Source organism: Flagellimonas ulvae (assembly GCF_049333175.1).
Classification (GTDB): Bacteria; Bacteroidota; Bacteroidia; order Flavobacteriales; family Flavobacteriaceae; genus Flagellimonas.
Genome location: NZ_CP186325.1, coordinates 2,055,703 through 2,068,715 on the forward strand (window position 1 = coordinate 2,055,703; position 13,013 = coordinate 2,068,715).

The 13,013-nt window shown below is 39.4% G+C and carries 9 protein-coding genes; 5 read left to right on the forward strand and 4 right to left on the reverse strand.

The features are described from left to right. The first annotated feature begins 114 nt into the window (after nucleotides 1-114). The 3 genes from ACOKFD_RS09460 to ACOKFD_RS09470 all read left to right on the forward strand — a co-directional run bounded on the left by ACOKFD_RS09460 (nucleotide 115) and on the right by ACOKFD_RS09470 (nucleotide 6,964). Nucleotides 115-393, forward strand: coding sequence for a co-chaperone GroES (locus ACOKFD_RS09460; protein WP_298997352.1), 279 nt, complete (start codon nucleotides 115-117; stop codon nucleotides 391-393). Nucleotides 394-416: 23 nt separating this feature from the next. After that, a complete protein-coding gene (groL, locus tag ACOKFD_RS09465; protein ID WP_422860984.1) occupies nucleotides 417-2,051 on the forward strand; it encodes a chaperonin GroEL in 1,635 nt (544 codons plus the stop codon). Between the two features lie 128 nt (nucleotides 2,052-2,179). After that, nucleotides 2,180-6,964: a hypothetical protein gene (locus tag ACOKFD_RS09470; RefSeq protein WP_422860985.1), complete on the forward strand. Its 4,785-nt coding sequence runs from the start codon at nucleotides 2,180-2,182 to the stop codon at nucleotides 6,962-6,964. On the opposite strand, the gene ACOKFD_RS09475 is transcribed toward ACOKFD_RS09470, so the two are convergent. The 4 genes from ACOKFD_RS09475 to ACOKFD_RS09490 all read right to left on the reverse strand — a co-directional run bounded on the left by ACOKFD_RS09475 (nucleotide 6,953) and on the right by ACOKFD_RS09490 (nucleotide 10,772). Next, nucleotides 6,953-7,663, reverse strand: coding sequence for a heavy-metal-associated domain-containing protein (locus ACOKFD_RS09475; protein ID WP_422860986.1), 711 nt, complete (start codon nucleotides 7,661-7,663; stop codon nucleotides 6,953-6,955). The genes ACOKFD_RS09470 and ACOKFD_RS09475 overlap by 12 nt on opposite strands. Then, nucleotides 7,664-8,020: a heavy-metal-associated domain-containing protein gene (locus ACOKFD_RS09480; protein ID WP_422857712.1), complete on the reverse strand. Its 357-nt coding sequence runs from the start codon at nucleotides 8,018-8,020 to the stop codon at nucleotides 7,664-7,666. Between the two features lie 24 nt (nucleotides 8,021-8,044). Continuing rightward, a complete protein-coding gene (locus ACOKFD_RS09485; RefSeq protein WP_422857713.1) occupies nucleotides 8,045-10,279 on the reverse strand; it encodes a TonB-dependent receptor domain-containing protein in 2,235 nt (744 codons plus the stop codon). Between the two features lie 82 nt (nucleotides 10,280-10,361). Further along, nucleotides 10,362-10,772 carry an HYC_CC_PP family protein gene (locus ACOKFD_RS09490; RefSeq protein WP_422857714.1) on the reverse strand — a complete coding sequence of 137 codons (411 nt, stop codon included), beginning with the start codon at nucleotides 10,770-10,772 and terminating at the stop codon, nucleotides 10,362-10,364. Between the two features lie 133 nt (nucleotides 10,773-10,905). Here ACOKFD_RS09490 and ACOKFD_RS09495 point away from each other — a divergent pair, with 133 nt between their 5' ends. Continuing rightward, entirely contained in the window at nucleotides 10,906-11,355 is a 450-nt protein-coding gene (locus tag ACOKFD_RS09495) for a GAF domain-containing protein (protein WP_298997337.1), read from the forward strand. A gap of 92 nt (nucleotides 11,356-11,447) precedes the next feature. Further along, nucleotides 11,448-12,980 carry a bifunctional phosphoribosylaminoimidazolecarboxamide formyltransferase/IMP cyclohydrolase gene (purH, locus tag ACOKFD_RS09500; RefSeq protein ID WP_422857715.1) on the forward strand — a complete coding sequence of 511 codons (1,533 nt, stop codon included), beginning with the start codon at nucleotides 11,448-11,450 and terminating at the stop codon, nucleotides 12,978-12,980. Nucleotides 12,981-13,013 lie beyond the last annotated feature (33 nt).

Below are 13,013 nucleotides of genomic sequence, written 5' to 3' on the forward strand. Positions count from 1 at the left end.
CTTAAATGACAAGCTGGCATTTTTATTTTATCAGAATGTCAGTTTTTTGGTAATGGCATAATTTCTGCCCTTCCAATCGAGAATTTTAAAACAAATACCTTAAAAAATAAGAATATGGCTAAAGTTAACATCAAACCATTAGCAGACAGAGTTCTTATCGAGCCCGTTGCGGCCGAGACCAAAACTGCTTCTGGAATCATAATCCCTGATACCGCAAAAGAAAAACCTCAGAAAGGAAAAGTGGTAGCCGTAGGCCCTGGAACCAAAGACGAGGCCATTACTGTTAAAGTAGGCGATACCGTTCTTTATGGTAAATACGCTGGTACCGAGCTTAAATTGGACGGTGTTGATTACTTGATGATGCGCGAAAGTGACATTTTAGCAATTGTATAACTAAAAAAATCAACTAGAAGAAAATGGCAAAAGATATTAAGTTCGATATTGAAGCACGTGATGGTCTTAAAAGAGGTGTGGATGCCTTGGCCAACGCCGTTAAAGTGACTTTAGGACCAAAAGGTAGAAACGTAATCATTAGCAAATCCTTCGGAGCGCCTCAAGTAACCAAAGACGGGGTAACCGTAGCCAAAGAAATTGAATTGGAGGATGCTTTGGAAAACATGGGCGCCCAAATGGTTAAGGAAGTAGCTTCTAAAACCAATGATTTGGCAGGTGACGGTACTACAACTGCAACTGTTTTGGCTCAGGCAATCGTAAAAGAAGGCCTCAAAAATGTAGCCGCCGGAGCTAACCCAATGGATTTGAAAAGAGGTATCGATAAGGCAGTAGATGCCATCGTAACAAACCTTGCCAAGCAATCCAAAAAAGTAGGTGACTCTTCTGAAAAAATAAAGCAGATTGCTGCTATCTCAGCAAATAACGACGAAACTATTGGGGATTTAATTGCCCAAGCTTTCGAAAAAGTAGGAAAAGAAGGGGTAATCACTGTCGAAGAAGCCAAAGGAACAGACACCTATGTTGACGTTGTGGAAGGGATGCAGTTTGATAGAGGGTATCTTTCTCCTTACTTCGTTACCGACTCTGAAAAAATGATTGCCGATTTGGACAATCCTTACATTCTTCTTTTCGACAAGAAAATCTCTTCCATGAAAGATTTGCTTCCAGTTTTAGAGCCAGTAGCTCAGTCTGGAAAACCTTTGTTGATTATAGCAGAAGATGTTGATGGTGAAGCTCTAGCTACTTTGGTAGTGAATAAGTTGAGAGGTTCTCTTAAGATAGCTGCTGTAAAAGCTCCTGGCTTTGGTGACCGTAGAAAAGCTATGTTGGAAGATATCGCCATCTTAACCAACGGTACCGTAATTTCTGAAGAAAGAGGTTTTTCTTTGGAAACTGCTACTGTTGACATGTTGGGTACAACAGAAAGAGTAACTATCGACAAGGACAATACCACTATAGTGAATGGTGCTGGTTCTGCCAAAAACATCAAGACCCGTGTAAATCAAATCAAGTCTCAGATTGAAACGACCACGTCCGATTATGACAAGGAGAAATTGCAAGAGCGTTTGGCCAAATTGGCCGGCGGTGTTGCCGTTCTTTATGTAGGTGCTGCTTCAGAAGTAGAGATGAAAGAGAAAAAAGACCGTGTGGATGATGCATTACACGCCACTAGAGCTGCTGTTGAAGAAGGTATCGTTGCTGGAGGTGGAGTTGCTTTGGTAAGAGCAAAGTCTGTTCTGGCTAAAACAGAAACTTCAAATGCAGATGAAGATACCGGACTTCAAATTGTTGCTAGAGCTATTGAGTCTCCACTAAGAACCATTGTTGAAAATGCTGGTGGTGAAGGTTCTGTAGTTGTTGCCAAGGTTCAAGAAGGTAAAGCTGATTTTGGATACGATGCCAAAGCAGACAACTATGTTGAAATGATGAAGGCAGGTATCATTGATCCGAAAAAAGTAACCCGTGTTGCTTTAGAGAATGCAGCCTCCGTGTCTGGAATGATTTTGACTACCGAGTGCGCATTGACTGATATTAAGGAAGATGCACCTGCCGCAATGCCTCCTATGGGTGGTGGTGGAATGCCAGGAATGATGTAAGACACACTCTTATATAGTAAAGAAAACCGCACTTAAAAAGTGCGGTTTTTTGTTGTATATACTTGTTAAATACTTGATAAAGTGGCTACTGGTCCGAGCACTTTTTCGTATTTTCAAAAGAAAACAACATGAAATCGGTTCGCTATTATTCTCTTCTATCCCTCCTATTTTTTTTCAACATCAACCTGGATGCACAAGAACCAGAAACTACCGAGTTAAAAGAAACATACGAATCCCATTTCCGTCATTATAGAGAGTCCGTTCATTTACATGTGAATAAAACCACCTTCATTCAAGGAGATGAGATTTGGTGGACAGCCTATGCCTACAACAAAAAAAGTAATCAACGTTCAAATCCAACAAAAAACCTCTATTGCGGTTTATATGATTCAAATGGTGACCAGATTACCGAAGACCTTTTTTTATTTGAAAAGGGAGTTGCCCACGGTAGCTTTAAAATAGATTCCACATGGAATTCAGGCACCTATTATCTTAAAGCAGGAACCAAATGGATGAATAATTTTAAAGAAGATGTTCCTTTCGTTAAACAAATCAACATAATTAAGCCTTCGGCCCAGACAGACTCACCTGAACCGCAAGAAGGTTACGATCTACAACTACTACCCGAAGGAGGTCATCTGATAGCCGATACGGATAACATGGTAGGGTTACGCATTATTGATTGGAATGGAAGAGGAGTACGGATTCAAAAAGGAGGCGTGTTCGATAGTGAAAACAATCAATTGACTGAGGTTTTTACGAATGAGGCGGGTTTGGGTCGATTCGAGTTACTTCCCAAACAACAACAGACCTATACCTTAAAGGCAACCCTTAAAAATGGTAGCACTATTGAAAAAATGCTCCCGGAAGCAAAGAACAATGGAATTGCCATGGCGGTCAATAACATTTTGGAGGAGAAACTGGTTGTCTCATTGAATACAAACAATAGAACCTTTGAAACGATAAAAAAAGACTCGTTCCATCTAGCTATTCATCGTGATGGAATAATGACCTTGAATTCTTTTGTCTTTGACAGTATATCCAGAAACATCAAAGTCAACAAGGAAAATCTATTACCCGGCACCAACATTATCACCTTGTTCAACAAAAATTTAGAGCCAATAAGTGAACGATTGATTTTCAACTTTAAAGGACTGAACTTGGCCAAAGCATCTGTGATAAAAGGTAAAGAGAAAAAGGACTCGGTTTCTCTTAAAATAAAGGCTTACATAAACAAAAACAAACCTGTTTCTTTAAGTGTTTCTGCTTTACCTTCTTCAAACACGCATGATCTTAAGGAATTCAATATTTTTTCTTCTTTTCTTTTACATCCCTATCTAAAATCTCCGATAGAGAACTCATCCCGGTATTTTTCAGATTCCGATAGAATTAAGGAATATGAACTGGACTTGGCCATGCTAACACAAGGTTGGAGCAGTTACGACTGGGGGCTCATTTTTAATGGGGAACCTGAAATCACATATCCTTTCGAACATGGAGTAAGCGCAAAACTGAAGTTAAATTCTGAGTTGAAAAAAGAGGAGCGGTTGGCATTGATTGGAGATGGTATCGGTTCTATGGTTTTGCTTGATTTAGACGACTCCCAGACTCTTGAGTTGACGGATTTGTTCTCCAAAAACGGGGATACTCTTAACTTTTCCATCCGAAAGAAAAGAGGAGGGTTAAAAAAGCCCGATTTGGAAGTTAAATTTCCTAGCATCATAGAACGTAATGATTCAATGGATTTAACCAAACATCTCCTCCCCGAAGGATTGTTTTTGAACCCTTTCTCGAATGAGCCTTTGGCAGACATTCCGTTCAAATTGTCAAGCGACATTATCGAATTGGATGAAGTGGTACTGACCGAAGAGAAAAAAGAAACCAAGCTCGTAAGAAAATCGGCCTTAATAAATGATTCCTTTACAGGAGTCAAAATCGGAGAGAAAGAAATTAAACACAACCTGTTTTTATTGGATTTTATAGCAAAAAACGGGTTTCTAGTGGACTTCGTCGTACAAACGGGACAAGTAGCAATACGCAATAGTAAGCCGGGGTTTCAAGGTGGAAGAGCAATTCCCACCCCTACCACAGATAACCCCGCAGAAGCTAATGGGACGGGGTTACTAGCTACTTCGAGTTCCGCAGGAGCCGGGGTTAGGGTTTACGAAGATGATTTTTTGGTCAATGACTTGAGACAACTGCTTAACGTACCCATGAGTGAAATAGACGAAATCTATTTTGAACGAAATGGGGCTGCCGGTGATACATTCAATTCGCAAAACGGGGTAATTCGAATTTACAGAAAAGTGGGACCGCGTTCACGGTCAAATTCAATCTATTTTGCTGAAAAATTGGTGGAGAACAGTTTTTCCAGGCCCAAAACCTTCTATAGACCAAAATACATCTCAACAAGAGGTGACGCCTTTGAAAATTATGGCATTGTACATTGGGAGCCTCAATTGATAACAAATAAAAAAGGTGAAGTCGAATTCAAAATTCCAAAGGATAACATTTCTTCGGTCAAAGTTTTAATAGAAGGTATGGGAGAAGATGGCTCACTCCTCTCCCACACCCAAGAAATCTTATTGAATGGTTCCACCCAAGACATCAATAATTACAAACTGCAGGATGGTTATGAGAGCCACTTTTCAGATTTAAGGGAATCCCTTCATTTACACTTGAACAAAGATGTCTTTTTTGTTGGGGAAGAGATTTGGTGGACTGCATATTTCTACGATAAAAAAGCTGGCGAGCCTTCACGAAAAACAACCAATCTTCATTGTGCTATTTATAATGCTGATGGAAATCGAGTAAGCAGTGGAATGTTCTTGGTAGAAAATGGCATTACCAATGGAAGCTTTAAACTTGACAATTCCTTTAAAAGTGGTACGTACTACATAAAAGCGGGTACAAGTTGGATGCAGAATTTTAGGGAGGAACAAGATTTTTTAAAAGAGATTACAGTCATTAACGAAACGATTACTGAAAGTGAACCATCACCTGCTAGACCTTATAACCTACAAATTCTTCCTGAAGGTGGACACATCATAAAAGGTGCCGAAAACACCATTGGAATCAAACTTGTGGACAACGATGGAATGGGAATGGAAATCACTGAAGGAAAGGTTATGGCTCCAAACAGTGAAAAGGTGGCTGATGTTGTTACCAACAGTTACGGCGTCGGTAAATTTATACTACGAGGAAACGTTGAATATCCGCTGACACTTGAGGCAATATTACCAAATGGCGAGACCATTAACAAAAAACTTCCGGAACCAAAACGGAAAGGTATAGTCATAAATGTCAACAATATTTTAGAGGATAAAATTGTCATTTCATTGAAAACCAACCCTTCTACCTTAAAAGAAATATCGGGTAAGAATTTCCATATGGCGGTTCATCGTGACGGCCTTATGGCCTTAAAAACTTTTAAAATAGATGAACTAAAAAAAGTTATCAAAATTGGCAAGAGCAAACTGCTGAGTGGTACAAATATTATTACGCTTTTTGATGATGATTTAAACCCAATCTCAGAACGATTGGTATTTAATTACCAAAATTTAAAATTGGGCAAGCTGAAGGTTGAAGTACCCCAAAGAAAAAACAAAGATTCCGTTTCAGTATTGATAAATGCATTTTCAAAAAACAACACTCCAGTATCCTTAAGTGTCTCAGCACTTCCATCGGAAACTACATCAAAAAATACCCACTCAAGTATTGTTTCCAATTTTTTGCTCACTCCTTATCTGAGGTCGGAGGTTGAACATGCCGCGAGATATTTTGAAGATATTGATAGAACGAAAGCGTATGAACTTGATTTAATCTTATTGACACAAGGATGGAGTAGTTATGATTGGAGGGGCATTTTTGACGGCCCTCCAAAAATTGAACATCCTTTTGAAAATGGGATTTCGGTCTCTGGCAAGCTAAATTCCAAAATACGGAAGGGAGACCAATTGGTCATCCAACAAGGGAATATGTTCAATATGCAGTTTGTAGAACTTAAGGACTCCACAAATTTCCAAATAGACAACTTTCTTCAATTCAACGGGGACACTTTAATGCTTTCACTAAGGAACAGGAACAAAAAATTAAGGAAGCCAGAAATGGAAACTACGTTCTTATCTACTAAAGTGTTAGGTGATTCTATCGCCCAAGAGTCCCTTGGAAAGAAAATCCCTTTTGGCATCTCTAAAGAGATTAACAACCAAAATGGCAATACCACTGACAAACCACTCTTTAAACAGGACAATACTATTTTTCTAGAAGGAGTAACAGTATCTGAAGAACGAATTGAAAAGAAATTGACACGTGCTTCGCCTCTTATCAATGGCTTATTCGACGGGTTCAAAATATCAGATGATGATGTTAAAAGGAATCCTTTATTATCGGATTTTATTAGAAGACAGGGGTTTCGTGTTCAAGAAGACTTTGCGAACAACGTTTTATTAATAGGAAGTCCTATTCCTTTAGCAGGACCGGTAGCTGTATATGACAATGATATACTTGTCAGAGATTTTACGCAATTGGCAAACATTCCTCTATATCAGATTGACGAAATTTATTTGACAAAAGATGGGCTTTTTGAAGGACCTGACTTCGGCGGAGGCACCATACGAATTTATAGAAAAACAGGTGGCTACTCCCCTACAACATTAAGCTTTGCTGAAAAGCTGGTTGAAAACAGTTTCACAAGACCCAAAAAATTCTACCGCCCTCAATATGATTATTCAAATGAAAACTTTTTGAGCAGCGGTATTGTACATTGGGAACCCAATCTAGTCACCAACAAGAAAGGGGAAGCTACTTTGACCCTACCCGATGATGGCGTTACCAATGTCACCTTATTCTTTGAAGGAATGGCAGACGACGGCACCTTGATTTCACATAGTGAAAAAATCTCATTGGAATAGCATATAACCAGCCATAATCAACATAATCGTATTTTCAATGAAGGTAGCTTCCGTCATTGGGAGGTTCAAAGCAGTCCCCAAACATGCACAACGTATGCTTTTCTTATCCAACAAGGCCTTGGTCACTCCAATGGTGGTTATTCCCAGAATGATTAACGTGACCCAAAGTGCAATCGGAATCCAAAATCGTATTAAGAACATAAGTCCCAAAGCTAGTTCCATAAATGGATACATCCAACCATAAGCAGGAAGCACTTTGGCTAGTGGGTCGTACATTCGAAAACTTTCTGGGAAGCCTTTTAGGTCCAAAAATTTGAAGAAACTAAAAACAATGTAGAACAATCCCATAAAATCCAACATAGCTTCGGAAGTGCTCCAGTCTTTATAATTGAGCAAAAATGCCGTAGCAAAGAGATAGGCAAAAATCAAGAAAAGGGGACGAAGCTGTCCCCATTTTGATTTTTCTTCAGCACTAACGGGTGTTGAAGCAACATTACTTTTTTCAGAAATCACATATTTCGCAGGCAAAGCGGACTGAAGTTGTGCCAAGGAGATAGTTTTGGACATTTCCGTTGTGGCTTGTCCTTTTTCTAAATCGACCCTCACATCCAGAATGCCATCAACTTTGGACAACTTCTCCTGAACAGAAGCCACACAACCTTGACAGGTCATTCCCGTTACAGAATAGGTCTGTTTCATTTAGTGCTTCTCGTTGTGGTTTGAATCAAGTTCACGGTACCTACAGCAAGGATGGACACTTTCGTAGGCCTCTTGGGTAGCTTTCAACTCTTTGGTGTCATGACCTACTTGCACAATGGCTGATTTAATCTCCATGGCATTTGTTTTACGTTCATCCACAACCATTGACAATTGATGTGTAGGAATATCCCAAACTGCATATTTCACGCCAGGCACACTTAGTGCCGCTTTTTCAATTCGAACCTTGCACATTTCACATATGCCATCTACCTCAAAGGTCATTTTCTTGTTTTTTTCCTGTCCAAAAGAGACTGCGGAAATCAACAAGCTTAACATAATCATTATTCCTTTTTTCATTTTTTTGGTATTTATTTTTTGTTTTTATGATTTAAATCGAAACCCCAAATACACCATTCTTCCAAGTATCGGGGCGAACACAATGGAAGTATCAAAATTTGGTCCAAATGGGTCTTGTGCACCCAAAACTGGATTATCCTGTCTAACAGCCGTTAAGTTTTCCCCTCCCAAATACAATTCAAATTTAGGGGAAAATACTCTGGTCACCTGTGCATTCATCAGACTATAGCCTTCTGCAAAATCCCCCAATTGAAATTCCACGGGATTGGAAGCCGTGCTAGGCAGTCTTTGCCTTCCCAAAGCATGAAGGGTATAATCAAATCGCCATTGACTCCCATTCTCCTTTGGGGTGGTATTGTAGCCTACATTTGCAAAATACCGATGTTGTGCCTGCAAAGGTCTTTGTAACAATCCTGTTTGATAGGTCGTTTCTACATCATAATACTTATAGGCCATTCTCAACTCAACATTTGGCAATACTTCATGGTTTACCTCAACCTGAAGACTGTTCGCAAAGCTTTCCCCATCTAAATTGGAAAATCTAACCTCATTAGGGTTTTCCCAATCCACAACGACTTGATTTTGGAAATCGGTTCGATAAAAATCCACTGAAAACGAACCAGGTCGGTTTAACCACGTAAACTTCTGAAGAAAACCGAAACCAAAATTGACTGCTTTTTCTGCATCAAATCCATAGATATTGCCTCCATTGCCATTAAGTTGAATAATCCGACTGGAAGCAAACAGTTTTTGATTTTCAGCAAATATGTTAGCAGCTCTTCTACCCAATCCAAAAGAAGCTCTAAGACTTCCCCTTTCCCATGGTGTATAGCGAACATGTAATCTTGGAGTAAAGAAAGTTCCCAAACGGTTATGCGTATCTAAACGCAATCCGGCGGTAAGACTTAGTTTTTCCAAATTGGTATAACTATATTCAAGGAAGGCTCCCAAAGATTGGTCTGTTCTACTAAACTGTTGTGTATTCACCAATTCTTCATACCCATCATAAGCAAAAGATAGTCCAGTTGTGAACTTATGTTGGGTATTCCCAATGATGGAATTGAACAGGAAATTAGAATAAATGCTTTCGTGATCTATATCATACACATTGAATCCATAAAATGAATCTTGGGCATGATTGCTATATGAAGCTTGAAAACCAAAACTTTGAAACGGAAGTTGCGGAAATACATAACCCAGCTTCACAGAACTATCAAACCTTCGAGTATCAATTTCACTGCCCCAAGCATTGGTGGTGAAGCGGTCCGTATCCGGGTTAAAATCAGCTTGGCCCACCTGTTTTTCGTCATTCAAAAAACGTAAGTTGATAAAGCTCACCCAACCCGTTTCCGGATTTTGATATTGCCATCGGTTCATGACATTGATTTGATTGGCCAATGGAATGTCCAAAAACCCATCATCGTTGTTATCAACTTCTACATCCCTTCGGTTTCCATGGATGTAAAACCCAGTACTCCATTTGTCCGAAAGCTTTGTATTTAGATGTGTATTGAGCTCCAATCTGCCATTTAAGTTCGCATACCCATTTACAAATACGGGAACATCTGATAGGGGTTTTTGCAACTCCGTATTGATTTGCCCAGAAATACTCTCATACCCATTGGTTACACTGCCAGCTCCTTTTGTAATTTGGATACTTTCCACCCAAGTCCCGGGAGTAAAGGTTAAACCATACGCTTGTGAAGCTCCTCGAACCATGGGTATATTCTCCTGAGTAATCAACAGATATGGACTGGTAAGGCCTAGCATTTGAATCTGCTTGGTTCCAGTCAACGCATCATTGAAATTGACATCAATCGCTGGATTTGTTTCAAAGCTTTCGGAAAGGTTGCAACAGGCCGCTTTTAAAAGTTCTTCGCTATTTACAGTAACTACGTTCTGCGCTGAAAAAAAGGCTTTTTCCACAGCCTCTTTCTTCTGTTCCACCACCACCTCATCCAACTGATTTGAGGGTTGCAAAGTATGATTCACCTTACGTAGTGAGTTAATGGTTAATGTATCCGTCGAAAAGCCGATATAACTAATAACCAACTTATTATATTTTGGGTCATATGGAATGGTAAAGGTTCCATCTTCCTGGGTTATTGTCCCCAAAGGAGAGTTCAACCAGTACACATTGGCTCCAGAGAGACCTATACGTTCATTCTCTGAATTAGCTTCCAAGACTACCCCTTCTATTTTATCCTGGGCAATCAATAGTACTGGAAACCAAAAAAGTATAATGCTAATTTTTTTCATGTATATATTGAATCATTGTTAATTGAATAGTCAAACTCCCCGACTTGCCAGAAGTCAAGGGTATTCATTTAGATTCAATACATCATATTAAAAAGACCTGGTCCAGAACGTGAATGTCCCTGACCAAGATTGGGGGAGGATATTCCTCATAAGGAACAGGTAGTTCTTTTAGAGGAACAAATAAGTCTAAATACGAGGTGGAAAAGGCAACTAGAAAAACTTGCTGTTCCAGGTCAAAGTCGGACCAACTTAAACTAAGGTCATCCTGACCTGTCAGAATAAAGGATTCATCATCGCAACAATGGGGCTTTTCGCTGTCCTTTCCCAATAGGGCAAGGCCTGCTTCCATACCGCAATCATCTGCTTCCGTGAAAAAAGAAATATCCATAACGCGCCCCATACACAAGTGTTTATCCACGCTCCACGAAATTGTAGAAAGCAGTACCAAAAGGGACATGAAAACTGAAAATATTTTTTGAATTCCTTTTTTCACAAAGCAAAAATACAAAATATGTCAACTTCGTTTTCCAGTATAGTTAAAGCTTAACCAAACTTTAGGGTATTAGCACTGAAATTTTTTCGATTTTTGCACGACTATTTCACATACTGAACACATACAAAATACCATGTTTGAAACCTTAAAGCCACAAGTACAGGAAATACTTCAACAAGAAACACATGTGGACCATCGTCTTCAATTGCTATGTGATTTTTTGAAAAAAGAAATTCCGTATTATGATTGGGTAGGTTTCTATTTTAAAAATGGAGACAAACAAGAATTGAAATTGGGCCCTTACGCAGGTGAACCCACGGACCATACGATTATTCCTTTTGGAAAAGGGATTTGTGGACAAGTGGCAGTGAGTAATGAGAATTTTGTTGTCCCCGATGTTGCGGCTCAGGACAACTACATCGCGTGCAGTATTACCGTAAAGTCTGAAATCGTTATCCCACTTTTTAAGAATGGAGAAAATATTGGTCAAATAGACATAGATTCCAACACTCCCGACCCTTTTTCTGAAGCAGATGAGCGCTTTTTGGAATTTGTTAATGACAATGTGGCCCAAATTCTTTAAAACTCACTGTTTTTTGTTGATAAACCCTCTCTGATTTTCTTTACAAAAAATTTACTTTTGTGTGCTTAAGAAATTGATTTTTAAGACACCACATGAGCACTTCCAAAAAAGCTTTCAGCGCCCTAGTTTCAGTATTTCATAAGGATGGATTGGAACCTATCGTTAAAAAACTACACGAACTTAACGTTACTCTTTATTCCACTGGAGGAACCGAAAAATTTATCAAAGAACTTGGGATTCCCGTAGTTCCAGTGGAAGATGTAACCAGTTATCCTTCCATTTTAGGAGGACGGGTAAAAACATTGCACCCCAAGGTTTTTGGCGGAATATTGAACCGACAGGACCATGAGGGAGACGTGGCTCAAATGGAAAAATTTGACATTCCACAATTGGATATCGTTATTGTTGATCTCTATCCTTTTGAAAAAACCGTGGCTAGTGGTGCTTCCGAACAAGACATTATTGAGAAAATTGATATAGGAGGTATTTCGCTAATTCGAGCTGCGGCTAAAAATTACAAAGATGTGCTCTGTGTATCTTCAATGGAAGATTATGAAGACTTTTTGGGCGTCATTTCCAAGGGAGATGGATCTACCTCTTTAGAAGACAGAAAACGTTTTGCTTCCAAGGCCTTTAATGTTTCTTCCCACTATGATTCGGCCATATTCAATTATTTTAACAAGGATCATGAAGAAGCCGTTTTAAAAATCAGCGAAACCCATGGAAAGGTTTTGCGATATGGAGAAAATCCCCACCAAAAAGGTTTTTTCTTCGGAGACTTTGAGGCTATGTTCGACAAATTGCATGGCAAAGAGCTATCCTACAATAATCTATTGGATGTGGATGCAGCGGTCAATCTCATGGGAGAATTCAAAGGAGATGACCCTACTTTTGCCATTTTAAAACACAACAACGCTTGTGGTCTGGCCACTAGAAACAACATAAAACAAGCTTATGTTGATGCTTTGGCAGGAGATCCCGTTTCTGCCTTTGGAGGTATTTTGATTGCCAACACTGAGATTGACGTAGAAACCGCCGAAGAAATCCATAAGCTCTTCTGTGAAGTGGTGATTGCTCCTAGTTATTCCGAGAATGCGTTGGAGGTGCTTAAAGGCAAGAAAAACCGAATTATTTTGATTCAAAAAGAAGTTGCACTCCCCGAAACTTTGGTAAGAACATGCCTCAATGGGGTTTTGGTGCAAGACAAAGATTTTAAGACCGATAGCAAGGGTGATTTGGAAGCTGTCACCAACAGAAAGGCAAGCTCCCAAGAAATTGAGGATTTGTTGTTCGCCTCTAAATTGTGCAAGCACACAAAAAGTAACACCATCGTATTGGCTAAAAATAAGCAGCTTTGTGCTAGTGGAACTGGGCAAACCTCAAGGGTAGATGCTTTGAATCAAGCCATAAACAAGGCAAAGTCCTTCAACTTCGATTTAAATGGAGCCGTTATGGCCAGTGATGCTTTCTTCCCATTTCCCGATTGTGTAGAGATTGCATACGAAGCTGGGATACGAAGCGTTATACAACCTGGAGGTTCTATAAAAGACCAACTAAGTATTGATTTTTGCAACGAAAATGACATAGCCATGGTTATGACTGGCACTCGACATTTTAAGCATTAATTTTAGTACATTAGCCGATAATTTTACCGTTAA